General features: G+C 71.4%; 18 protein-coding genes. 14 read left to right on the plus strand and 4 right to left on the minus strand.

Features of this window, described 5'->3' with window-relative positions; genetic code table 11:
• Positions 1–35 precede the first annotated feature (35 nt).
• Genes GXN78_RS27675 through GXN78_RS27685 form a run of 3 tightly spaced genes read right to left on the minus strand, consistent with a single transcriptional unit; the run spans position 36 to position 4,508 of the window.
• Positions 36–1,109 carry a phospholipase gene (locus GXN78_RS27675; protein WP_106554673.1) on the minus strand — a complete coding sequence of 358 codons (1,074 nt, stop codon included), beginning with the start codon at positions 1,107–1,109 and terminating at the stop codon, positions 36–38.
• Positions 1,106–2,128, minus strand: coding sequence for an acyltransferase (locus tag GXN78_RS27680; RefSeq protein ID WP_106554672.1), 1,023 nt, complete (start codon positions 2,126–2,128; stop codon positions 1,106–1,108). The genes GXN78_RS27675 and GXN78_RS27680 overlap by 4 nt, the downstream gene beginning before the upstream one ends.
• Before the next feature lie 22 nt (positions 2,129–2,150).
• Entirely contained in the window at positions 2,151–4,508 is a 2,358-nt protein-coding gene (locus GXN78_RS27685) for a Tex family protein (RefSeq protein ID WP_106554671.1), read from the minus strand.
• 224 nt (positions 4,509–4,732) lie between these two features.
• Here GXN78_RS27685 and GXN78_RS27690 point away from each other — a divergent pair, with 224 nt between their 5' ends.
• From GXN78_RS27690 to GXN78_RS27755, 14 genes are all read left to right on the plus strand, one after another.
• Positions 4,733–5,299 carry a DUF2239 family protein gene (locus GXN78_RS27690; protein WP_164255804.1) on the plus strand — a complete coding sequence of 189 codons (567 nt, stop codon included), beginning with the start codon at positions 4,733–4,735 and terminating at the stop codon, positions 5,297–5,299.
• Between the two features lie 134 nt (positions 5,300–5,433).
• Positions 5,434–6,780 (plus strand): MATE family efflux transporter, encoded by a 1,347-nt coding sequence (locus GXN78_RS27695; RefSeq protein ID WP_106554773.1) that lies wholly within the window; start codon positions 5,434–5,436, stop codon positions 6,778–6,780.
• Positions 6,747–7,448 carry a glutathione S-transferase gene (locus GXN78_RS27700; protein WP_106554669.1) on the plus strand — a complete coding sequence of 234 codons (702 nt, stop codon included), beginning with the start codon at positions 6,747–6,749 and terminating at the stop codon, positions 7,446–7,448. Before GXN78_RS27695 ends, GXN78_RS27700 begins: the two co-directional genes overlap by 34 nt.
• 151 nt (positions 7,449–7,599) lie before the next feature.
• Positions 7,600–7,914: a DUF2282 domain-containing protein gene (locus GXN78_RS27705; RefSeq protein WP_106554668.1), complete on the plus strand. Its 315-nt coding sequence runs from the start codon at positions 7,600–7,602 to the stop codon at positions 7,912–7,914.
• Positions 7,915–7,924: 10 nt separating this feature from the next.
• A complete protein-coding gene (locus GXN78_RS27710) occupies positions 7,925–8,419 on the plus strand; it encodes a DoxX family protein (protein ID WP_239142946.1) in 495 nt (164 codons plus the stop codon).
• A gap of 14 nt (positions 8,420–8,433) precedes the next feature.
• Positions 8,434–9,765, plus strand: coding sequence for an NAD(P)/FAD-dependent oxidoreductase (locus GXN78_RS27715; RefSeq protein WP_106554667.1), 1,332 nt, complete (start codon positions 8,434–8,436; stop codon positions 9,763–9,765).
• 10 nt (positions 9,766–9,775) lie between these two features.
• On the plus strand, positions 9,776–10,558 hold the full coding sequence (locus GXN78_RS27720; protein WP_106554666.1) for a 3-hydroxybutyrate dehydrogenase: 783 nt from the start codon (positions 9,776–9,778) through the stop codon (positions 10,556–10,558).
• 15 nt (positions 10,559–10,573) lie between these two features.
• Positions 10,574–11,731, plus strand: a complete 1,158-nt coding sequence (locus GXN78_RS27725) for a patatin-like phospholipase family protein (protein WP_239142947.1) — start codon at positions 10,574–10,576, stop codon at positions 11,729–11,731.
• Between the two features lie 5 nt (positions 11,732–11,736).
• Entirely contained in the window at positions 11,737–12,681 is a 945-nt protein-coding gene (locus GXN78_RS27730; protein ID WP_106554770.1) for a YeeE/YedE thiosulfate transporter family protein, read from the plus strand.
• A gap of 86 nt (positions 12,682–12,767) precedes the next feature.
• Positions 12,768–13,625 carry a DUF692 domain-containing protein gene (locus tag GXN78_RS27735; protein ID WP_106554665.1) on the plus strand — a complete coding sequence of 286 codons (858 nt, stop codon included), beginning with the start codon at positions 12,768–12,770 and terminating at the stop codon, positions 13,623–13,625.
• Positions 13,609–14,382, plus strand: a complete 774-nt coding sequence (locus GXN78_RS27740) for a DNA-binding domain-containing protein (RefSeq protein ID WP_106554664.1) — start codon at positions 13,609–13,611, stop codon at positions 14,380–14,382. Before GXN78_RS27735 ends, GXN78_RS27740 begins: the two co-directional genes overlap by 17 nt.
• Complete coding sequence (locus GXN78_RS27745) at positions 14,379–15,092, plus strand: response regulator transcription factor (RefSeq protein ID WP_106554663.1); 714 nt, start codon at positions 14,379–14,381, stop codon at positions 15,090–15,092. The genes GXN78_RS27740 and GXN78_RS27745 overlap by 4 nt, the downstream gene beginning before the upstream one ends.
• A 16-nt stretch (positions 15,093–15,108) precedes the next feature.
• The gene (locus GXN78_RS27750) at positions 15,109–16,098 is read left to right on the plus strand and encodes an ATP-binding protein (protein ID WP_106554662.1); all 990 of its coding nucleotides are present in this window, start codon (positions 15,109–15,111) and stop codon (positions 16,096–16,098) included.
• The gene (locus GXN78_RS27755; protein ID WP_106554661.1) at positions 16,095–17,180 is read left to right on the plus strand and encodes a PAS domain-containing protein; all 1,086 of its coding nucleotides are present in this window, start codon (positions 16,095–16,097) and stop codon (positions 17,178–17,180) included. Before GXN78_RS27750 ends, GXN78_RS27755 begins: the two co-directional genes overlap by 4 nt.
• On the opposite strand, the gene GXN78_RS27760 is transcribed toward GXN78_RS27755, so the two are convergent.
• Positions 17,129–22,423, minus strand: coding sequence for an AAA family ATPase (locus tag GXN78_RS27760; protein WP_106554660.1), 5,295 nt, complete (start codon positions 22,421–22,423; stop codon positions 17,129–17,131). The two genes, GXN78_RS27755 and GXN78_RS27760, sit on opposite strands and share 52 nt — an antisense overlap.
• Positions 22,424–22,517: the final 94 nt, after the last annotated feature.

Consider the following 22,517-nt stretch of genomic DNA (forward strand, 5'->3'; position numbering starts at 1 on the left):
GAAGCCCGACTGTAGCCGCCGCGCGGCAGCGCCTGTCAGAGCGGCTGTACGTCCGCCACCGGGCTACCCCGGTGCAGCCACTCGGCCAACTCGTCCGCCAGCCGGCGCGCCTCCTGCGCCGCGATGCCCCAGGCCTTGATGCGGCCTGCCTGGTCGTTGCCGTAGCGCAGGAAGTCGTTGCGATCGGGCAGCTTGCCATTGGGCAGCTTGCGCACCCACTCCGGATCCGGCGCCAGCACCACCATGCGCTCCAGAAAGCGCGTGGGCTTGTGACGCCACTTGAGCCCCTTGTCCAGCCAGCCCGGCACCACTGCCTTCTGGAAATGCGGATACAGCACCACGCCGTCGGCATTGCCGTAATTCAGGTGCAGGTGGTAGTCGGTGATGCCGCCGTCCCAGTAGGCGCCGGGCGGCGCGCCCGGGATGTCGTGCACCGCCTCCAGCATGAAGGGGATCGAGCACGAAGCCTGCAGCGCGAGCTCGAAGTTGGTCTCGGCCAGTGCCACCTGCCGCGTGCGGAAGTCTTGCGTGCCGAAGGGCAGCGTCGCGCCGGGGCTGGAGAAGACCACGCGCTCCAGCCACGCGCCCAGGCCCTTGCGGTGCACGCTGTTGGTGATGAAGGCGCCCAGGTAGCCGGCCGGCGTGCGCGCCCTGCCCTCGCGCCCGAGGATGTGGCGCCCGCGCGCCGTGATCACATGCAGCCGGTAACGCGAATGCGCGACCACCTCGCGCGTGCGGCCGCCGTAGAAGTCGCGCAGGCCCTCGCTGAACTTCGCGCTGACCTGCTGCGCGCTCATGCGCTTCTGCCCCGCCGGCACCTCGAAATGCTGGTGGATGTAGCCGTGCTCGAACTGGTCGAAGGCGGTCTTCGGGTCGCTCAGGCAGGCATTGGCCAGCCGCCACGCGCCGATGGAAGCGCCGACCAGGTCCACGGGCTGCGTGGACTGCAGCAGCCAGTCGCCGAAGAGAAAGCGGTCGATGGGCCCGAGGATCAAGCCCTTGGGCCCGCCCGCCGCGCCGGGGACGGTGCGCACATCCTGCGGCGCCAGGCCCTGCGCGGCAATGTGCGCGCGCGCCGCCGGGCCCGCGTAGATGCGCAGGGCCTTCATCGCTTGCCGACGAGCACGCCCAGGCCCAGGGCCTGCAGCAGCCAGCCGATGCCCAGGCCGCCCGCCAGCGTGGCCGCGACCACGGCGAGCAGGCCCCAGGGCCCGCCGTGGGAAACGGCGAAGGCGGTGAAGCCCGTGCTCTTGCTCACCTCCAGCATGGCGACGTTGGCCACGTAGATCGCGAAGGTGTTGCGGCCCACGAAGGCGACGGTGCGGCCCAGCACGCCCGGCTTCCGCAGCGGCGAGCGGTCGGCCGCGACGGCGCTCATCAGCAGCAGCAGCGAGGCCAGCGTCACGGTCAGCGCCAGGTAGGCCGAGTGCTCGGCGAAAAGCCGGCTCTCGATCGGTGCCGCGAGCAGCAGCAGCACGGCGACAAGGCCCAGGCCCGGCTTGCGGCCGAACTCGCCGCGCGCCAGCGCGATGCCCATCGCCACGTAGGGAATCCAGTAGATGAAGAGCCGGTCGCCGACGGCCGAGATCCACCGGTTCTCGAACAGCCAGTAGCCCGCGGCCACGTTCAGCGCCACGCCGGCGGCGATCACCGGCAGGGTCGGCGCCTCCGCCACCCAGCGGCGCAGCAGCGGAAAGATGAGCGTGAGCTGGAACAGGATCACGAAGTAGTACTGCCCCGACCAGCCATAGCCCCCGAACCAGCCGCCCACGATGGTGTGCAGCGGCGTGGCGTCCCAGCGCCCGTCGTAGAACTTCTCGATGTAGAGCAGCGTCCAGGCGATGTAGGCCACGCCCAGCTCGACCAGGCGCTGGACCAGGTAGGCCCCGTGCGTTTCCGGCCCGCGGCGCGCCAGCGCCTTCTCGAGGTAGTAGGCCCACAGGCCGATGAAGACCGGCACGCCGAAGCGGTACACGTCCTCGAAGGGCAGGCCCGCATGGATGCAGACCACGCCGACGATGGCGGCCGCCTTCAGGTAGTCCGCGTTCAGGTCGCGGGTGCCGGCCGCCGCGGCGGATCGCGCCGGCAGTCCGTCGGCGCGCTCGGCCAGGTGGCGGGGATCAGGCATGCGGGCTTCCCATTCGTTGGTCCTAGGGCTTGCGCAGGCCTTGTAGCTTGGCGAAGGCGCTGGCCATCTGCCCTGCGGGCTGCGGCGCGTTGTCGCGGCGCGGACCCTGCTGGCCGCGCCCTGCTCCCTCGAAGCGGTTCTCGCGCGGGCCGTCGCGGCGGGCGGGCGCTGCGTCCAGCTTCATCGACAGGCCGATGCGTTTGCGCGCCACGTCCACTTCCATCACCTTGACCTTGACGATGTCGCCGGTCTTCACCACCTCGCGCGCATCGTTGACGAACTTGTGCGAGAGCTGGCTCACGTGCACCAGGCCGTCCTGGTGAACGCCCAGGTCGACGAAGGCGCCGAACTGGGCCACGTTACTCACCGTGCCCTCGAGCACCATGCCCTCGACCAGGTCCTTGATGTCCTCGACGCCCTCGTTGAAGCGCGCCACCTTGAAGTCCGGGCGCGGGTCGCGGCCCGGCTTCTCGAGTTCGCCCAGGATGTCCTTGACGGTGATCACGCCGAACTTCTCGTTGGCGAAGAGCTCGGGCTTCAGCGTCTTGAGCATCTCGGCGCGGCCCATCAGTGCATCGATGGGCTTGCCGGTCTTCTCGATCATCTGTTCGACCACCGGGTAGGTCTCGGGATGCACGCCCGTCATGTCCAGCGGATTGGCGCCGCCGCGGATGCGCAGGAAGCCCGCGCTCTGCTCGAAGGTCTTGCCGCCGAAGCCCGTGACTTCCAGCAGCTGCTTGCGGGTCGCGAAGGCGCCGTTGGCCTCGCGCCAGCGCACCACCGCCTTGGCGACGCCCGCCGACAGGCCCGAGACGCGCGACAGCAGCGGCACGCTCGCGGTGTTGAGGTCCACGCCCACGGAGTTCACGCAATCTTCGACCACGGCATGCAGGGTGCGAGCCAGCTCGCTCTGGTTCACGTCATGCTGGTACTGGCCGACGCCGATGGATTTGGGGTCGATCTTCACCAGCTCGGCCAGCGGATCCTGCAGGCGGCGGGCGATGCTGGCAGCGCCGCGCAGGCTCACATCCACGTCAGGCATTTCCTGCGAGGCGAACTCGCTGGCGGAATAGACCGAGGCGCCTGCCTCGCTCACCACCACCTTCTCGACCTTCAGCGGCGGCGCGCCGGCCTGCTCGGCCATCTTCGCCAGCAGCTTGATCAGGTCGGCCGCGAGCTTGTCGGTCTCGCGGCTGGCGGTGCCGTTGCCGATCGCGATCAGGTTCACGCTGTGTTTGGCGCACAGCTTGCCCAGCGTGTGCAGCGAGCCTTCCCAGTCGCGCCGCGGCTCGTGCGGGAACACGGTGCCGGTGTCGACCAGTTTGCCGGTGGCATCGACCACCGCGACCTTCACGCCGGTGCGGATGCCCGGGTCCAGGCCCATCACGACACGCGGGCCGGCGGGTGCGGCCAGCAGCAGGTCGCGCAGGTTGTCGGCGAAGACCTTGATGGCGACCTTCTCGGCCTCCTCGCGCAGCCGCGAGAACAGGTCGCGCTCGGTGGACAGCGAGAGCTTCACGCGCCAGGTCCAGGCCACGCACTTGCGGATCAGGTCGTCGGCCGCGCGGCCCGCATGGCTCCAGCCCAGGTGCAGTGCGATCTTGCCTTCGGCGATCGAAGGCTTGCCCGGTTCGGGCTCGACGGGCAGCACCAGCTTGGCGTCCAGAATATCCAGCGCGCGGCCGCGGAACACCGCCAGCGCGCGGTGCGAGGGCACGCGGCCGATGGGCTCGTCGTAGTCGAAGTAGTCGCGGAACTTGGCGACATCGGCGTTGTTCTCGTCCTTGCCCGCCATCAGGCTGGACTTGAACAAGCCCTCGGCCCACAGCCATTCGCGCAGGCGCTGCACCAGCGCGGCATCCTCGGCCCAGCGTTCGGAGAGGATGTCGCGCACGCCGTCGAGCACCAACTGCACCGTCGAGAAATCGAGCCCGTCGGCGGCCGGCTTGACGAAGGCCGCGGCCTCCTCGGCCGGGTTCAGCGTGGGGTCGGCGAAGAGCTTGTCGGCCAGCGGCTCGATGCCTGCTTCGCGCGCCATCTGGCCCTTGGTGCGGCGCTTGGGCTTGTAGGGCAGGTAGAGGTCTTCCAGCTCCTGCTTGGTCGGCGCGGCATCGATGGCGGCGCGCAGCTCGGGCGTGAGCTTGCCCTGCTCCTCGATGCTCTTCCGCACCGCGGCGCGCCGCTCCTCGAGCTCGCGCAGGTAGGCAAGGCGCGCCTCGAGCTCGCGCAGCTGAATGTCGTCGAGGCCGTCGGTGGCCTCCTTGCGGTAGCGGGCGATGAAGGGGACGGTGGCACCCCCGTCGAGCAGGTCGACGGCGGCCTTCACCTGGTGCTCGCCGACCTTGATCTCGGCGGCGAGCTGGCGAATGATTTTCTGCATGGATGGGAAAAGGTGCCTGGCTGGCGGGGCGCGAGGCCCGTCCAGTGTGAGAGGGGAAGAGAACAACGGAACGGAAGCACGGAAGTTTGCCATAGGGCCCCTCGCACAATTGCGCGAGGTACGTATCCTCGAGAAACGGGGCGCGCCGTGCGTAAGTCGCCTGACACGAAAATTTTCACCCGGGTAGATTGCGAAACTCGTTTTGCCCGGGTATTATTCGCGCCATGTCTTCTCCCGTTCCCGACCCCACCCTCACCGCCTTCGCCGGCTTCGAGCGTATTGCCGCCGGCCCGCGATCCGAAGTCGTCGCCCAGTTGCGGGTGCGTGCCGATGCCCAGCCGGTCTTCATCTTCGACGACAGCACCGGCGAGCGCCTCGATCTGGACCTGCGCCAAGGCGTGCCCGCCGTGCCGGAAAGCCCCGCGGCCGACGAACAGGCCACCCGCGGCGTCGGCCGCCCCAAGCTCGGCGTGGTCGCGCGCGAGGTCACGCTGCTGCCGCGCCACTGGGACTGGCTCAGCCGCCAGCCCGGCGGCGCCTCGGTGGCGCTGCGCCGGCTCATCGACGAGGCACGGCGCGTGCATGCCGATCGCGATGCCCAACGCGCCTCGCGCGAAGCCGCTTACCGCTTCATGAGCGCGATCGCTGGCAACCTGGCCGGCTTCGAGGAAGCTGCGCGCGCGCTGTTCGCGGGCGAAGGCACGCGCTTCGCCGAGCTCGTCGGCCCCTGGCCGAGGACCTGCGCACCTACCTGCTGGAGCCTGGCTGCCGCCGCATGGAGCGCTGAATGAGCCGCGCCCTGCCCGCCCAGCCCATGGACCCCGAGGACGTGGAGCACGCCGGCGAGATCGTCGTGCCGCCGGCGACCGCGGCCGACCCGGTGCCGCCGCAGATCGCCTCCAGGTCCGATCCGCGCACCGCGGCCATGGCCTCGCGCCCGCTATGGAAGACCTTCCTGCTCTTCCTCGCGCCCATGCTATTGAGCAACATCCTGCAGTCGCTCTCGGGCACGCTCAACAACGTCTACCTGGGCCAGATGATCGGCGTGGGCGCGCTGGCGGCAGTGTCCAGCTTCTTCCCGGTGATGTTCTTCTTCATCGCCTTCACCATCGGCCTGGGCGCGGGTGCCTCGGTGCTGATCGGCCAGGCCTGGGGCGCGCGCGAGCCCGAGAAGGCGCGCGCCGTGGCCGGCACCACGCTGACGGTGGGCGTGCTCTTCGCGCTGTGCGTCGCGGTCTTCGGTGGCGCCTTCACGCAGCCGATGCTGGCCGCGCTGGGCACGCCGCCGGACATCCTGGCGGACGCCGTGGCCTACGCCCGCATCATCCTGATCGCGATGCCGGGCCTGTTCGTGTTCCTGCTCTCCACGGCGATGCTGCGCGGCGTGGGCGACACGGTGGCGCCGCTCTACACCTTGATCATCTCGACCCTGCTGGGCCTGGTGATCACGCCCGCACTGATCCGCGGCTGGTTCGGCCTGCCGCAGATGGGCGTGACCAGCGGCGCCTGGGCCACGGTGATCTCCTTCGTGGTCGCGACCACGTGGCTGGGCTTCCACTTGCGGCGCAAGAAGAGTCCGCTGGCGCCCGATGCGGGCTTCGTGCGGCACCTGCGCGTGCGGCCGGCGATCCTGAAGGCGGTGCTGAAGGTCGGCGTGCCCACCGGCGTGCAGATGATCGTGGTCTCGCTCGCCGAGCTCGCCCTGCTCTCCTTCGTCAACGCCTACGGCTCGGAGGCCACAGCGGCCTACGGCGCGGTGAACCAGGTGGTGGCCTACGTGCAGTTCCCGGCCATCTCGATCGCCATCGCCGCCTCGGTGCTGGGGGCGCAGGCCATCGGCGCCGGCCAGGTGAAGCGCCTGGGCGCCATCGCCCGCACCGCGCTGATGATGAACCTGGTGCTCACCGGCGGCCTGGTGCTGCTGGGCTACCTGTTCTCGCGGCCGCTGATGGGCTTCTTCATCACCAGCGAGCCGGTGATCGAGGTGGCGCAGACGCTCTTGCACATCATGCTGTGGAGCACGGTGATCTTCGGCATGGGCGCGGCACTGTCGGGCATCATGCGCGCCAGCGGCTCGGTGCTGGTGCCGACCTCGATCTCGATCTTCTGCATCGCGCTGATCGAGGTGCCGGTGGCGTGGTGGCTGAGCCATCGCATGGGACTCAACGGGATCTGGGTGTCGTACCCGGTGGCGTTTGCGGCGATGCTGACGCTGCAGGCCAGCTACTACCGCTTCGTATGGCGCAAGAAGGCGATCCGCAGGCTGATCTGAAGAGTACCGGCGGCGCGCGCCCGGTGCTCTATTCCTTCCGCCGCTGTCCCTACGCGATGCGCGCACGCATGGCGATCGCGGTCAGCGGCCAGCGCTGCGAACTGCGCGAGGTGGTGCTGCGCGACAAGCCGGCCGAGCTGCTGGCCGCATCGCCCAAGGGCACGGTGCCGGTGCTGGTCGAGGCCGACGGCACGGTGATCGACCAAAGCCTGGACATCATGCTGTGGGCCTTGCGCCGCAACGATCCCGAGCGCTGGCTGCAGCCCGCCCACGCGACGCTGGACGAGATGCTCGCGCTGGTCGCCGAATGCGACGGCGAGTTCAAGAAGCATCTCGACGGCTACAAGTACCCCGAGCGCCATCCGCAGCCCGACGCGAGCACGCATCGGGCGCAAGGCTCCCTTTTCCTGGAGCGGCTCGAGACGCGGCTGCAGGCCGGGCGCTGCCTGTACGGCGAGCAGGCAGCGCTCGCCGACATCGCGATCGCCCCCTTCGTGCGGCAGTTCGCGCAGGTCGATGCAGCCTGGTTCGAGGTGCAGCCTTGGCCGCGGCTTCGAGCCTGGCTCGCCGCGCGGCTCGATGCGCCGGTCTTTGCGCGAGCGATGGACAAGTACCCGCCCTGGCGCGCAGGCCAGCCGGGTGTCGACTTCCCGCGGCAGGCTGGGTGAAAGCCTGCCGGCCGTGACCGATTCGTGAATCTTCCTTGATGGACGCGTGAACCGAGGAAGCCAGACTGGCTTCCAGGACGGAACAGCGATGCGGCAGTCGCATCGAGACCGATCCCACCTCGCTTCACCCAACCATCGACAGGAGATTCACATGAACGCAAACCAGCAACGCATCCACGGCGCCATCGCCGGCCTGCTCGCCCTGGGCCTGGCCGCTGCCAGCACCGGCGCCATGGCGCAGAAAGCACAGACCGAGAAATGCGCCGGCATCGTCAAGGCCGGCCAGAACGATTGCGGCACCAGCAAGAGCGCCTGTGCGGGCACCTCCACGATGGACCGCGATGCGGAGGCCTGGATCTACGTCGCCAAGGGCAGCTGCGCGCGCATCGTCGGCGGCATGGTGACCGACAAGCCCGAGAACGTGCACGGCGGCGCCGCCGCCGCGGCTTCGGCCAAGAAGGGCTGAGGAGAAGATCGTGCAAGGCACGGCTTCCATGCCCGCCGCCCATGCGCCCCATGCCGGCCTGGCACGTCGCCTGGCGGGCCGGATGGGCAGCGCACACCGCGGCCTGCAGGCGCTCGCGCCGCTGGCCGACCTCGCGGTGCGGCTCTTCGTCGCTGCCGTCTTCTTCAAGTCGGGACTGACCAAGATCGCGACCTGGAGCTCGACGCTCGCGCTGTTCGAGAACGAGTACGCGGTGCCGCTGCTGCCGCCCGAGCTCGCGGCCTGGCTGGGCACCGGCGTCGAGCTGGTGTTCCCGGTGCTGCTCGCGATCGGGCTGGGGGCGCGCTTCTCGGCCGCGGTGCTGTTCGTCTTCAACATCGTCGCCGTGATCTCCTACCCGGACCTCGGCGCGGTGGGGCTGCGCGATCACCAGACCTGGGGCCTGCTGCTGCTGGTGAGCCTGCTGCACGGGCCGGGGCGCATCTCGTTCGACCATCTGATCGGCCGCAACGTCGGCCACCGCTGAACCCGGAGCGCACCATGTCCGAAGACAGGAACATCGTGATCGTCGGCGGCGGCTTCGCCGGCACGACTCTGGCGCGCACGCTGGCACCGCGCCTGCCGAAGGGCTGGCGCGTGGTGCTGGTCAGCGAGGAGAGCTACACCACCTTCAACCCGATGCTGGCGGAGGTGGTGGGCGCCTCGGTGTTCCCCGAGCACGTGGTGGCGCCGATTCGCCAGATGCTGCGGCCGGGCGAGACCAGCCGCTTCGTCATGGGCCGCGTGACCGGCGTCGACGCAGAACGCCAGCGCGTGCAGGCGCAGACGCTGGCCGGGCCGAAGGAGATCGCCTACGAGCACTTGGTGTTGGCCTTCGGCACGCGCGCCCACCTGGACCTGGTGCCCGGGCTGGAGCAGCATGCGCTGCCGCTCAAGCTGATCGGCGACGCGCTGTTCATCCGCAACCGGGTGCTGCAGCGCATCACGCGCATCGAGCTCGAGCACGACCCGGCCGAGCGCCGGCGGCTCGGCCATTTCGTGGTGATCGGCGGCGGCTTCTCCGGCGTCGAGGTGGCGGGCGCGCTGGCCGACTTCCTGCGCAGCGCCGCGCGCTACTACCCGCAGGTGCGGCCCGAGGAACTGCAGGTCAGCGTGATCGAGGGCGGCGAGCGGCTGCTGGCCGAGCTGCCGGACTCGCTGGACCATGCCGCCGCGCGCTCGATGCGCGGGCGCGGCATCGCGGTGCGGCTCAACGCGCTGGCCGCCGAGGTCGATGCCGACGGCGTTCGCCTCACCAGCGGCGAGCGGCTCGGCGCCGCCACCGTGATCTGCACCATCGGCACCCGGCCCAACCCGCTGCTCGATGCCCTGCCCCTGCCCCGCCTGCGCGGACGCATCCAGACCGAGCCCGACATGTCGGTCTGCGGCTCGCCGCAACTCTGGGCCCTGGGCGATTGCGCGCTGGTCCACAACCAGGCAACGCGGCAGTTCGCGCCACCGACCGCGCAGTTCGCGGTGGCGCAGGCACGCGCGCTGGCGCGCAATCTGTTGGCGCGCATCGAAGGCCGGCCGACGCAGGCCTTCGGCCATGTGTCCAGGGGCATGATGGCCACCACCGGCCATCTCAAGGGTGTGGCGAGCGTCTTCGGCCTGCGCCTGCAAGGGCTCCCGGCCTGGTTGCTGTGGCGCGCCTACTACCTGTCGCGCATGCCCACGGCCGGCCGCAAGCTGCGCATCTGGATCGAGTGGACGTGGAGCATGCTGTTCGCGGCCGACATCACTCACCTGCGCTTCACGCGCACCGGCGAGGCCGAGGCAGAGCACTCCGCGGCCGCCGCCGAAGCGCTTTCCCGCATCCAACCCCAACCCTGAGGAGAGCACCATGCTCAAGCAGAAATCCGCCGTCGTCACCGGCTCCACCAGCGGCATCGGCCTGGGCATCGCCCGCGGCCTCGCCGGCCGCGGCGCCGACATCATGCTCAACGGCTTCGGCAACCCGGTGGAGGTCGAGTTCACGCGCGGCGAGATGCAGCGCCAGTTCGGCGTCAAGGTGCGCTACAGCAGCGCCGACATGAGCCGGCCCGAGCAGGTGCGCGACATGATCGCGGCAGCCGAGCGCGAGTTCGGCAAGGTCGACATCGTGGTCAACAACGCCGGCATCCAGCACGTGGCGCCCATCGAGGATTTCGCCGACGACAAGTGGGATGCGGTGGTGGCCATCAACCTGTCCTCGGCCTTCCACGTGATCAAGGCCGTCACGCCGGGCATGAAGGCGCGCCGCTTCGGCCGCATCATCAACGTCGCCTCGGCGCACGGGCTCACCGCCTCGCCCTTCAAGTCGGCCTACGTGGCGGCCAAGCACGGGCTGATCGGGCTGTCGAAGACGGTGGCGGTGGAACTGGCCGAGTTCGGCATCACCTCCAACACCATCTGCCCCGGCTACGTGAAGACGCCGCTGGTGGAAAAGCAGATCGCCGACCAGGCCAAGGCGCACGGCATCTCGCCCGAGCAGGTGGTACGCAACGTGATGCTCTCGCACCAGGCGCGCAAGTCCTTCATTGAGGTGGAGGAGCTCGCGGCGCTGGCCGTGTTCCTGGCCTCCGACGCGGCGGCCTCGATGACCGGCTCCGCGCTGGCCATGGACGGCGGCTGGACGCTGCACTGAAGGCCGGAGCGCATCATGATGGCCAACGCAACGAAGCAGCGCGCCGCCGGCGCCCGCGGCGATCCCAAGGCCGCGCTGCCCGGCCAGGTGGTGCTGGTGCTGCAGGGCGGCGGCGCGCTCGGCGCCTACCAGGCCGGGGTGTACCAGGCATTGCACGAGTCGGGCATCGAGCCGGACTGGGTGATCGGCACCTCGATCGGCGCCATCAACGCCTCGCTGATCGCCGGCAATGCGCCGCGGCACCGCATGGAGCGGCTCGACAGCTTCTGGAACATGATGCAGGCGTCCGCGCCCGGCACACGCTTCCCGGACTGGATGGGCCTCGGCAACCTGGTGTCGAACATGGCGACGGTGATGCGCGGCATTCCGGACTTCTTCACCCCCAACCTGCATGCGCTGCGCGGCTCGGCGGCGCCGCTGGGGGTGGAAGCGGCCTCGTACTACAGCACGGCGCCGCTGCGCGGCACGCTGGAGTCGCTGGTGGACTTCGAGTACCTGTGCGAGTGCCACACGCGCATGACGGTGGGCGCAGTCAACGCCTGCAGCGGCGAGATGCGCTACTTCGACACCCGCAGGGAGCGCCTGGGCGTCGACCACGTCATGGCCTCCGGCGCGCTGCCGCCGGCCTTTCCGGCGGTGCGCATCGACGGCCAGCCCTACTGGGACGGCGGCATCTACTCCAACACGCCCATCGAGGCCGTGCTCGACGACAAGCCGCGCCGCGACTCGCTGATCTTCGCGGTCAACGTCTGGCACCAGACGGCCCCCGAGCCCGAGTCGATCTGGCAGGTGATGGCGCGTCAGAAAGACATCCAGTACGCCAGCCGCGCCGACAGCCACATCGCGCGCCAGAAGCAGATCCACCGGCTGCGCCACGTGATCCGCGAGCTGCACAAGCAGGTTCCCGCCTCGCGGCGCGCCGACCCGAAGGTGGCGTCGCTGGCGGCCTGGGGTTGCGGGACCACCATCCACGTGGCCCACATGCTGGCGCCGCGCGTCGAGGGCGAGGACCACACGAAGGACATCGACTTCACGCCCGCCGGCATCCGCACGCGCCGGCAGGCCGGCCATGCCGACACGCTGCGCATGATCCAGCGCGCGCCCTGGCACCAGGCGCACGCCGATCCCATCGAGGGCGTGATCGAGCATCACGGTGCCGGAGCGCTGACGTGAGCCTGATGCTCGCGGGCCTGGGCTTCGCGCTCGCTGCGCTGTGCGCGGGCGTCATGGGCTTCGCGATCCAGCGCGGCGGCACCTGCACCGTGGCGGCCGTCGAGGAGATCGTCCACAAGCACAGCGCGCGCCGGCTACTGGCGCTCGGCGAGGCCTCGCTATGGGTGGCCGGCGGGCTGCTGCTGGCGCAGGCGCTGCACATGCTGCCGGCGATGCCGGCGGGCTATGCGCTCAGCGGCTGGACGATCGCGGGGGGCGCGCTGCTGGGCTTCGGTGCCTGGGTCAACCGCGCCTGTGTGTTCGGTGCCATCGCGCGCCTGGGTTCGGGCGAATGGAGCTATGCGCTGACGCCGCTGGGCTTCTACCTGGGCTGCCTGAGCGTGGGGCCGCTGTTCGGCGCGGGGCTGCAGCAGCCGCTGCCGCAAGGCTCGCCGGTGCTGCAGGCGCCGGTCTGGGTGGCCTTGCTCTTCCTCGCGTTCGCTGCCTGGCGTGTGCTGCTGCCGCTGCGGATGCCCGGTGCGCGCCGCGCCCTGGCCGAGCGCATCTGGTCGCCGCATGCGGCCACCACCGTCATCGGCATCAGCTTCGTGCTGATGCTGCTGGTGGCGGGCGCCTGGGCCTACACCGACGTGCTGGCCGAGCTGGCGCGCGGCATGGCCGCGAGCCTCGCGGCGCGCACTGCATTGTTCGCGGCCCTGCTGCTGGGCGCCGTCTGGGGCGGCTGGACCGCGGGGCGCTGGCGCAGCGGGCGCATCAGCGCGGCGCAGTGCCTGCGCTGCCTGGCCGGCGGCCTGCTGATGGGCTGGGGCAGCCTGCTGATCCCGGGCGGCAACGACGGGCTGATCCTGGTGGGCATGCCTCTGCTGTGGCCCTATGCCTGGGCCGCCTTCCTGCTGATGTGCCTCACCATCGGCGCGGCCCTGTTGCTGGCGCGGCGGGGGAGGCCCTGATGCGCGGGGCGCGATCTTCACAATTCGGTCACGGGCGCCGCCACCCCGCAGCACCTGCCTAGAATTTCCAGCACCAGGAGGGCAGCATGCGAGATCCGCATTCCCCATTGGCCGGGCGCACCGGCATCGGCCTTCGGCCCGAGCACTGGCGCGCCTTCGCGCAGACGCGGCCATCCGTGGGCTTCGTCGAGGCGCACAGCGAGAACTACTTCGGCCGCGGCGGCAAGCCGCTGCACTTCCTGCAGCTCGCGCGCCAGAGCCATGAACTCAGCCTGCACGGCGTGGGCCTGTCCATCGGCTCCATCGACCCGCTGTGCGAGACGCACCTCGCGCGCCTCGCCGAACTGGTGCGCATGCTCGAGCCCGCGCTGGTCTCCGACCATCTGTGCTGGACCTCGGTGGGCGGCATCCACGCCAACGATCTGCTGCCCCTTCCCTACACCGAGGAGGCGCTCGCGCACGTGGTGGCGCGCGTGCAGCGCGTGCAGGACCACCTCGCGCGGCCGATCCTGCTGGAGAACCTCTCGGCCTACCTCGACTACGCCCAATCGACCGTGCCCGAATGGGAGTTCCTGGCCGAGGTGGCGGCGCGCAGCGGCTGCGGCCTGCTGCTGGACATCAACAACATCCACGTCAGCGCGCACAACCTGGGCTTCGATGCGCTCGACTACATCGAGGCCATTCCGCCCGATGCCGTGCAGGAAATGCACCTGGCAGGCTTCACGCGCAACAGGCTCGACGACGGCGCCGAGATCCTGATCGACACGCACAGCGCCCCGGTCGCCGATGCCGTGTGGGCGCTCTATGCGGCGGCGCTCGAGCGCTTCGGCCCGGTGCCCACGCTGGTCGAATGGGACGCCGACCTGCCTCCGCTGCCGGCGCTGTTGGCCGAGGCAGCCAAGGCCCGCGCGATGATGGAGGCACGCCATGCTTGCCCTGCCTGACACCCAGGTCCGCGTGATGAACGCGCTGCTGCGGCGCGGCGATCCGGCCGCGGCGGCGGCGCTGGTCCGCCCCGGCAGCCTCCCCGCCGCGCGAAGGCTGGCGATCTACCGCAACAACATGGTGCAGAGCCTGGTGGCGGCCCTCGCCGCCGTCTACCCCGTGACCGATCGGCTGGTGGGCAGCGTCTTCTTCCGCCAGGCGGCCAAGGCCTGCATCGGCATCCATCCCTCGCGCTCCGGCGATCTGCACGACTTCGGCGTCGACTTCCCTGCCTTCCTGCGCGCCTGGTCACCGGCGGCCGCGCTGCCTTATCTGCCGGACATCGCGGCGCTCGAATGGGCGATGCACCGCGCCTACCACGAGGCGGCGCTGCCGCCCCTCGCGCTCGCGCGGCTCGCCGAGGTGCCGCCGCACGCGCAGGCCGGGCTGCGCCTGCTGCTGCAGCCGTCGGCGCGATTCGTGTCCTCGCCCTACCCGGTCCTGCGCATCTGGCAGGCCAACCAGGCCGGCGCCGACGAGGCGGATACGGTCTCGCTGGACGAGGGCGGCGTGCGGCTGCTGGTGCTGCAGCAGGCGCTGGAGATCGTCTTCGTGCCGCTCGATGCCACCGAGGATCGCTGGCTCCGCGCCCTGGCCGATGGTGCCGGGCTGGGCCAGGCCAGCGCCTGCGCCTTCGACCTCGATCCGGCCTTCGATCTGCCGTCCGCGCTGGCCCGCCACCTGACGCTCGGTCTCTTCACGGAGCTGCAGCAATGACCCGCCGCGTGCTCGTGGTCGAGGACGACCCGGACATCGGCCGCCTGGTCACGCTGCAGCTGGCCGAGCTCGACTGCGAATGCCGCCTGATCGCCGATGGCCTCGGCGCGCTGGCCGAAGGCGAGGCCGGGAACTACGACCTGGTCATCCTCGACCTCATGCTGCCGCGCATGGACGGCCTTGAGATCTGCCGCCGCCTGCGCGCCCTGCCGCGCTACACGCCGATCCTGATGCTGACTGCCAAGTCCTCGGAGCTCGACCGCGTGCTGGGCCTGGAACTGGGCGCCGACGACTACCTGACCAAGCCCTTCAGCATGCTCGAGCTGGCGGCGCGCGTGAAGGCGGTGTTCCGCCGCGCCGACCACCAGCAGGCCGCGGCCGAGCGCGTGCAGCAGGCCGAGCAGCCGATCGAAGCCGGTGCCCTGCGCATCGATCTGCAACGCCACGAGGCCCTGCTCGACGGCCGCCTGCTGGACCTCACGGCCAAGGAGTTCGAGCTGCTCGCCTACTTCGCGCGCAGGCCGGGCCGCGTGCACACGCGCGCGCAGCTGCTCGACCAGGTCTGGGGCTACAGCCACAGCGGCTACGAGCACACGGTCAACTCCCACATCAACCGCCTGCGCAACAAGATCGAGCGCGACCCGGGCAACCCCGACTACATCCAGACCGTGTGGGGCGTCGGCTACAAGTTCGCCGATCCCCGCAGCTGAAACGAGCCCTACACCCGTGGACAGCCTCTACATGCTGATCGTCGGCGCCGCCCCGGCAGCGCTGGCGGCACTGGCCATCTACTGGCGCTTCTCGCGCCGCCTCAGGCGCCTGACCGATGCGGTCGAGGCCGGCGCGCAGCTTGGCTGCCGGCAGCCGCTCCGGGTGCCGGGCGCCGACGCGCACGGCGACGAGATCCAGCGCCTGTCGGCGCATGTGGAGCGCATGTCGGGGCGCATCGGCGAGCAGGTGACGGAGCTGGAGCGCAGCGCCAGCCGGCGCCGCGAGCTGCTGGCAAACGTGTCGCACGACCTGCGCACGCCGCTGGCCTCGATGCGCGGCTACCTGGAGCTGCTGCTGCTGCGCCACGGCAGCCTGCCGCCCGAAGAGGAGCGCAACTACCTGGAGACCGCGGTGCGCCACAGCGAACGCCTGGGGCGGCTGGTCGACGACCTGTTCGCGCTGAGCCAGCTGGAAGGCGACGAGGTGCGGCCGCAGCCCGAGGCCTTCGCGCTGGCCGAGCTGACGCAGGACGTGGCGCAGAAGTTCGCGCTCGATGCGCAGCGGCGCGGGATCGCGCTGCGCGCCGAGGCCGGCGAAGCCCAAGCCGTCGGCGTGCGCGCGCTGGCCGACATCGGCATGGTCGAGCGCGTGCTCGAGAACCTGCTGGACAACGCCCTGCGCCACACGCCGCCCGGCGGCACGGTGAGCATCGCGTGCGGCCGCGATGCGCAGCGCGCGCGCGTGGCCGTGCGCGACACCGGCTGCGGCATCGCGGCCGATCAGCTGCCCGGTATCTTCGAGCGCTATGACCACGCCGACCGCGCGCTGCCCGGCGGCCGCGGCGGCCTCGGCCTGGCGATCGCACGGCGCATCGTGCGGCTGCACGGCGGCGAGCTGGCGGCCACCAGCGTCGAAGGCGAAGGCGCCTGCCTGAGCTTCGACCTGCCGCTCGCGCCGGCCGCGGCGGCTTCCGCGCAGCGCATCACGGAGGGAGTCGACGCATGAGCTCATCCATCGCCACTGCAGCGCTGCTCGCCCTCGCCCTGCTCGCCTGGCTGGCCGTCTCGGCCGCGCGCCGCGCCGCACGCCGCCGCGACGCGTGGAACGCCAGGCTGGCGCAGCTGGAACAGCAGGTGGCCGAGCAGCACGGCGCGTTCGAACGCGCCGAGGCCTCGCGCGCCGTCGCCGAGGCCGAGCTGCGCGCGAGCGAGGAGCGCTATGCCGCCGCCCTGCGCGGCAGCCAGGACGGCATGTGGGACTGGGACCTGGCCTCGGGCCGCGTGCAGCTCTCGCCGCGCTGGAAGAGCATGCTGGGCTTCGAGGCGCACGAGCTCGCCGACGACCTGCAGGGCTGGGGCTCGCGCGTGCATCCCGAGGACCGCGCCGCACTCGACGAAGCCCTGGCACGCCCGCTGGCGAGCGGCTCCGCCCCGGCCGACGCGCGCTTCGAGCATGAGCTGCGCCTCGTGCACAAGGACGGCAGCGTGCGCTGGGTGCTGTCGCGCGGAGTCGCGCTCCGGCGCGCCAGCGGCGCCGCCTACCGCGTGATCGGGCAGGACACCGACGTGACGCAACTGCGCCGCGTCTCGCACGTGCTGCAGGCGGTGGCCGACGGCACGGCCGGCGCCGTGGGCGAGGCCTTCTTCCCGGCCATGGTGCGGCACTTCGCGCAAGCGCTCGGCCTGGACTGCGCCTTCGTCGCCGAATGCGCCGACCAGCCGCCGACGCGGGTGCGCACGCTGGCCTACTGGTCCGACGGCACGCTCAAGGACAACATCGAGTTCGCGCTGGCCGGCACCCCCTGCGAAGCCGTGGTGCACACCGAGCAAGCCGCGCTGCACCGCTGCGGCCTGGCGCAGATGTTCCCGCGCGAGGCCGGCTGGGAGTCCTACCTGGGCCTGCCGATCGTCGCCAGCGATGGCCGCATGCTGGGCCACCTGGCCTTCCGTCATCGTGCGCCGCTGGGCGACGAGGTGCTGGTCGACGCGGTCTACCGCATCTTCCTCGCCCGCGCGGCGGCCGAGCTGGAGCGCATTCAGGCGCTGGCGCGGCTGCGCGTGGAAGCTTCCGGCGCCGTCGCTTCCTGAGCACCGGCCGGCGGCGCCTCGGGCAGGTCGAAGCTGAAGCGGCAGCCCTGGCCGGCGACGCTCTGCACCCGCAGCTCGCCGCCGTGCAGCTCCACGATGCGCTTCGCGATCGCCAGGCCCAGGCCGGCGCCGGCACGCTCGCGCTCCCGGTCCCCGCGGTAGAAGCGATCGAAGATGAAGGGCAGCGCCGCCTCGGCGATGCCGCCGCCCGTGTCGCCCACGCAGGCCGCCACCCGCCCCGCCTCGGCGCGCAGCGACACGCTCACCGCCCCGCCGGCCGGCGTGTGGCGCAGCGCGTTGCCGATCAGGTTGTCGAGCACGCGCTCCACCAGCCCGAGGTCGGCATCGACCGGCGGCACGCCCTGTCCGCCCTCGAAGCGCAATGCGACCTGCTGCCGGTCGGCGGTGAGCTGGAACTTCTGCAGCACATCCGCCGCCAGCTCGGCCAGCTGGAAGGCCTCGCGCGCCAGCCGCACGCCCTTGAAGTCCAGCTTGGCGAGCTCGAACAGCTCGTCGACCAGCGTCGCCAGGTACTCGCTCTGGCGCAGCGCGATCTCGACATAGCTGCGCTGCGTGGGCGCCGGCAGTTCGCTGCCCTTCAGCGCCAGCATCTCCAGGTAGCCGCGCAGCGCCGCCAGCGGCGTGCGCAGGTCGTGCGAGACGTTGGCGATCAGCTCGCTGCGCAGGTAGACGTTCTCGGCCTCCAGGTCGTCCTTGAGGCGCTGCACCTGTGCCAGGGCCTCGGCCAGCTGCGCCCGCGCCGCCTGGTGCTCGCCGATCTCGCGCCGCAGGCCCTCGAACAGGCGCGCGTTCTCCAGCGCGATGGCGGCCTCGGTGGCCAGCATGCGCACCACCAGGATGCGCTGCGCGGTGAAGGCGCTGTACAGCTGGCGGTTCTCGAGGTAGAGCACCCCCACGAGGCGCCCCTGCTTCTGCACCGCCACGCACATCGCCGAGCGCGGCCGGTGCTGCTGGATGTAGGGGTCGTTGCCGAAGCGGTCGTCGCCCGCCGCATCGGCCAGCACCACGCTCTCGCCGGTGCGGCGCACGTAGTGCACGATGCCCAGGGGCAGGCTGCGCGATTGCGCCAGCGGCGTGCCGTGCGAGACCGCGGCCTGCGGCGCCTCCACGGTGTCGGCCGCATGCACCATCGATCCGCCCTCGCCTTCCAGCACCAGGCAGCCGCGCTCGGCGCCGGCGTTCTCGATCGCGATGCGCATCAGCCGGGCCAGCAGCCGGTCGAGCTCGACTTCGGCGGCCACGGCCTGCGCGGCCTTCATCACGCTGTCGAAGTCGAGGCCATCGCCGTGCCCGCCTGCCGCAAGCGCAGCCGTGGCGGGCGGCACGGCCGCCGAGTCCGCGTCCGATGCGGCCGGTGCCGGACGCAGCCAGGCATGCCGGGCCTCCAGCTGCGCCACCTTCGCCCTCGCCCCCCAGCGCGCATAGCAGGCGCGCGCCTCGGCCATGAAGAGCGCGCCGAGCGCGGCCTCTCCGCGCCCAAGCCGCAGCCGCGCATGCAGCTCGTTGGCCAGCGCGAGCAGCTGCAGCAGCGCGGGATGCAGCGCCGCGAACTCGATCGCCTGCTCGTGGAACTTGATCGCGATGCCCTCTTCGCCATCGATGCGCGCCCCCTCCGCGGCGAGCAGCAAGGCCTGGCAGCGGAAGTTCTCGGGGCAGTTTCCGGCCAGCAGCGCGAAGTACGCGCGGGCCTGGCCGATCTGCGCGCGCACGGCCTCCTGTTCATCCGGCGCGGCCTCGTCATGCGAGGCCGCCAGCGCGATCGCGTGCCAGAAGGCATGGGTCACGGGCCAGACGGTGCCGGCCACGTGGTGCACCGTGGCGGCGGCCACGTGCGCCGCCGCCAGCGCCTCGGCCGGCGTGCCCAGCAGGCTGCTGAGATGCTGCCGGGCCACCGCGTGGAAGCTGGCGAAGAAGGGGTTGTCGCGGTAGCGCCGGCGGTAGGCCTGCTCCTCGAAGCCCTCGTCCGACAGCGACAGCGGCCCGCGCGTGCGGCCCTGCAGCGCGAGCGCCCATTGCAGCATCAGCTGCGTCGCATCGGCAAAGCCCTGGTTCTTGAGCTTGCGGATCAGCGCCACGTTGGGCGCATGCGTCTCCACGAACTGCGCGAGGCTCTCGCAAACGAGGAAGGACGACCAGAGTTCCGTGCCGGCACCGTAGGCCGCGTAGAGGAAGTCTCCGCTCTCCAGCCCGCTGCGGCAGGCTTCGCGCGCATAGGGAATGCAGCTCGCCAGCGGCCGCCGCCAGAAGTTCACGTGCGCATGGAACTGCTGGTAGATCTTGGCGCGCCGCCGCGTGTCGCCGAAGCGGTGGTTGACCGCCAGCGCCAGGGTGCCGAACTCGTAGGCGCTGCGAAAGTCCCCCTGCACCGGGCCGACCGTGATCGCGTGCGTGACGTAGCCGTAGGCCGACTCCTCGGCATTGCCATGCGTGAGCGACAGCCGCACCAGGATCGCCGAGATCAGCCGCGCGAGCGTCGGATTGCCGAGGATGAAGGCCGAGGCCCAGATGTCCGTCAGCATGCTCATCACGATCAGGGTTTCCGGATGGTCCATTGCGGGCAGCTCGGCCAGCGCCGCGATGGGCCGGGTGCCCAGCAGCGCGGAGATGCGCTCCATCTCGACGGCCAGCGCGCGCTCGGTGTCGGCGGGGGTCTCGGGCAACTGCAGGCCGAACGGCGCCAGCCCGGCGCGCGTGTTCGCCAGCGCCTCGGCATAGCGCGCCATGTGCTCGTGCTGCACGCTCTGCAGCCGGTGGACCCTGGCGCGTTCGATGTTCGTCGCGGCGCGCCGAAGGAGCTGCTGGTACTGCGGCTGCGCGGCCTCGAAGCGCCCGCACAGGTACTCGCTCTCCACGGCCTCGAGCTGCAGCGCGAAGCACAGGTCGTGGTCGCTCGCCCATTGCGCCTCGTCCAGCAGGTCGAGGCCGGCGCGGAAGAACTCCAGCGCGGCCTCGTGCGCGGTCGAGGACTTGGCCTCGCGCCCGGCGCGCAGATCCAGCCGGGCGACTTCGTGCCGCTCTTCGGGGTCCTCGATCAGGCCGCGCCCGCGGTTGAGATGGTGCGCGATGTCGAACAGCGTCTGCTGCGCCGGCGCTTCGCCCGCGCGCGCGTGCAAGAGCCGGCCGATGCGCAGGTGCAGCATGGGCTTGCGCGCCTGCGGGATCAGCGCATAGGCGGCCTGCTGCACGCGGTCGTGCAGGAAGTCGTAGGCCGGCGCGTCCTCGCGCGCCGAGGCGGCCTGGGCCTGGGGCGGGACGGGCACGATCAGCCCCGACGCCATGGCATGGGCCAGGTCGTCCGCCACGGTCTCCTGCGGCTGCTCGCAGATCAGCGCCAGCGTGTGCGCATCGAAGCGGTTGCCGATGCAGGCCGCCAGCGTCAGCGCGTACTGCGAGCGGGTGGACAGGCGCTGGATGTTGCGCGTCATCAGCTCGACCACGTCTTCGGCCAGCGGCGCCTGCGCGATGGCCTCGATCCGGTAGCGCCAGCGCTGCGCCGCCGCGTCGAAGCGGAAATGGCCGTCGCGCTCCAGGCTGCGGAGGAACTGATGCACGAAGAAGGGGTTGCCGCCGGTCTTCTCCAGAACCAGCCGTGCCAGTGGCAGGGCCTCGTCGAGCTCGCCGTGCAGCGTATCGCGTACCAGGGCCGCCAGGTCGTCCAGGCGCAGCGGCCCGAGCGCGACATGCTGCACCGCCACGCTCGCGGCCTCCAGCGCGCTCAGCACGGGTGCGAGGCGTTGCGTTGCATCGTGCTCGCTGTCGCGGCAGGCGCCGATCAGCAGCAGGCCGCGGATCTCCGGGCCGTCGAGCAGGGGCTCGAGCAGGCCCAGCGTGGCGGCATCGGCCCACTGCAGGTCGTCCAGGAAGACCACCAGCGGGTGCGCCGGCTGCGCCACCGCGGCGACGAAGTTCCGGAACACGCGCTGAAAGCGGTTCTGTGCCTCGGTGGGCGCGAGCGGCACCGGGGTCGCTTGCTCGCCGAGGATGAAGCCGACCTCGGGGATCACCTGCGCCAGCACGCCGCCGTTGGCGCCCAGCGCCTGCACGAGCACCGCGCGCCAGTGCACCAGACGCGCCTCGCTCTCGGTGAGCATCTGCCGCACCAGCTCGCGAAAGGCCTGGATCAAGGCGCCGAAGGGCACGCCCCGCACCACCTGGTCGAACTTGCCCGAAACGAAGTAGCCGCCCTGGCCGCGCACCAGCGGCCGGCACAGCGCGAGCACCAGCGCCGTCTTGCCGATGCCGGGATAGCCGTCCACCAGCAGCATCGCGGGCCGTGCCTGCGGCTCGCGCACGCGCTCGCACGCGGCGCGCAGCAGCGCCTGCTCCGCCTCGCGGCCGTACAGGTGCGCCCGGATCGCGAGGCCCTGCGCCGAGTCGCGCAGGCCCGGCGCGAAGGGGGCGATGCGGCGGTGCGCCGCCCATTCGCGCGCGCAGAAGGCCAGGTCCTCGGCCAGGCCGGCCGCGCTCTGGTAGCGCTCGTCGGGCGACTTGGCCAGCAGCTTCATCACGATGTCCGACACCGGCGGCGGCAGCCCCGGCACGCGCGCAGCGGGCGCGACCGGCGTGCCGGCAATGTGCGCGTGGATCAGCGCCAGCGCATCGTCGGCGGCGAAGGGCGGCTCGCCGGTCAGCATCTGGTAGAGCAGCACGCCGAGCGCGTACAGGTCGCTGCGGTGGTCGGGGGTGCTGCCGGTGCGGCCGGTCTGCTCGGGCGAGGCATGGCGCAGCCGGGCCACGGTGTCGATAGCGGCGAACGGCGGTGGCCCCTGCCCGGCCTGGCTGCCCGCCTCTGCGACATCGAGCAGCCACGCACGGCCCGACGCGCCATCGGCCAGCACGATCTCGGGGCGCAGCCCGTGGTGGACCCGGCCGCGCCGGTGCAGCTCGGCCAGCGCAGTGGCGAGCTGCATGCCGAAGCCGAGGGCCAGCGGCAGCGCCAGGCGGCCGGTCGCGAGCAGCGCGGGCAGGGGCTCGCCACCTGGGTCTTCCATGACCAGCGCCGGCCCCGACTGCAGCTCGAACAGGCGCGGCTGCAGCGCCGCGGCGCAGGACAGGCCGGCCATCAGCTCGCACTCGCGCCGCAGGGCCGCGCCGTCGGCGGTGCCGGTCGGCAGCTGCCGTGCGCACTTGAGCAGCACGCGCCGGCCCGCGAGCAGGCCGCGGCCGAGCCGGAAGGCGCCGGTGTCGGCGATCCAGGCATGCACTTCGGGCGTCGGGCTCATCGCTGTCTTCGTCCTCTTCCCATGTCGCGGCAGGTGCGCGCTGTGCGGACTGTGCGCCAGATCCGGCCCGGCTGGCAATGCGTGATCAAAGCGT

It is taken from the genome of Variovorax sp. WS11, from assembly GCF_010499245.1.
Classification (GTDB): domain Bacteria; phylum Pseudomonadota; class Gammaproteobacteria; order Burkholderiales; family Burkholderiaceae_C; genus Variovorax.

Bases quoted from the DNA above. Each gene is read 5' to 3' on its own strand.
- GXN78_RS27675 (WP_106554673.1), bottom strand. From the start codon at position 1,109: ATGAAGGCCCTGCGCATCTACGCGGGCCCGGCGGCGCGCGCGCACATT.
- GXN78_RS27680 (WP_106554672.1), bottom strand. From the start codon at position 2,128: ATGCCTGATCCCCGCCACCTGGCCGAGCGCGCCGACGGACTGCCGGCG.
- GXN78_RS27685 (WP_106554671.1), bottom strand. From the start codon at position 4,508: ATGCAGAAAATCATTCGCCAGCTCGCCGCCGAGATCAAGGTCGGCGAG.
- GXN78_RS27690 (WP_164255804.1), top strand. From the start codon at position 4,733: ATGTCTTCTCCCGTTCCCGACCCCACCCTCACCGCCTTCGCCGGCTTC.
- GXN78_RS27695 (WP_106554773.1), top strand. From the start codon at position 5,434: ATGGCCTCGCGCCCGCTATGGAAGACCTTCCTGCTCTTCCTCGCGCCC.
- GXN78_RS27700 (WP_106554669.1), top strand. From the start codon at position 6,747: ATGGCGCAAGAAGGCGATCCGCAGGCTGATCTGAAGAGTACCGGCGGC.
- GXN78_RS27705 (WP_106554668.1), top strand. From the start codon at position 7,600: ATGAACGCAAACCAGCAACGCATCCACGGCGCCATCGCCGGCCTGCTC.
- GXN78_RS27715 (WP_106554667.1), top strand. From the start codon at position 8,434: ATGTCCGAAGACAGGAACATCGTGATCGTCGGCGGCGGCTTCGCCGGC.
- GXN78_RS27720 (WP_106554666.1), top strand. From the start codon at position 9,776: ATGCTCAAGCAGAAATCCGCCGTCGTCACCGGCTCCACCAGCGGCATC.
- GXN78_RS27725 (WP_239142947.1), top strand. From the start codon at position 10,574: ATGATGGCCAACGCAACGAAGCAGCGCGCCGCCGGCGCCCGCGGCGAT.
- GXN78_RS27730 (WP_106554770.1), top strand. From the start codon at position 11,737: ATGCTCGCGGGCCTGGGCTTCGCGCTCGCTGCGCTGTGCGCGGGCGTC.
- GXN78_RS27735 (WP_106554665.1), top strand. From the start codon at position 12,768: ATGCGAGATCCGCATTCCCCATTGGCCGGGCGCACCGGCATCGGCCTT.
- GXN78_RS27740 (WP_106554664.1), top strand. From the start codon at position 13,609: ATGCTTGCCCTGCCTGACACCCAGGTCCGCGTGATGAACGCGCTGCTG.
- GXN78_RS27745 (WP_106554663.1), top strand. From the start codon at position 14,379: ATGACCCGCCGCGTGCTCGTGGTCGAGGACGACCCGGACATCGGCCGC.
- GXN78_RS27755 (WP_106554661.1), top strand. From the start codon at position 16,095: ATGAGCTCATCCATCGCCACTGCAGCGCTGCTCGCCCTCGCCCTGCTC.
- GXN78_RS27760 (WP_106554660.1), bottom strand. From the start codon at position 22,423: ATGAGCCCGACGCCCGAAGTGCATGCCTGGATCGCCGACACCGGCGCC.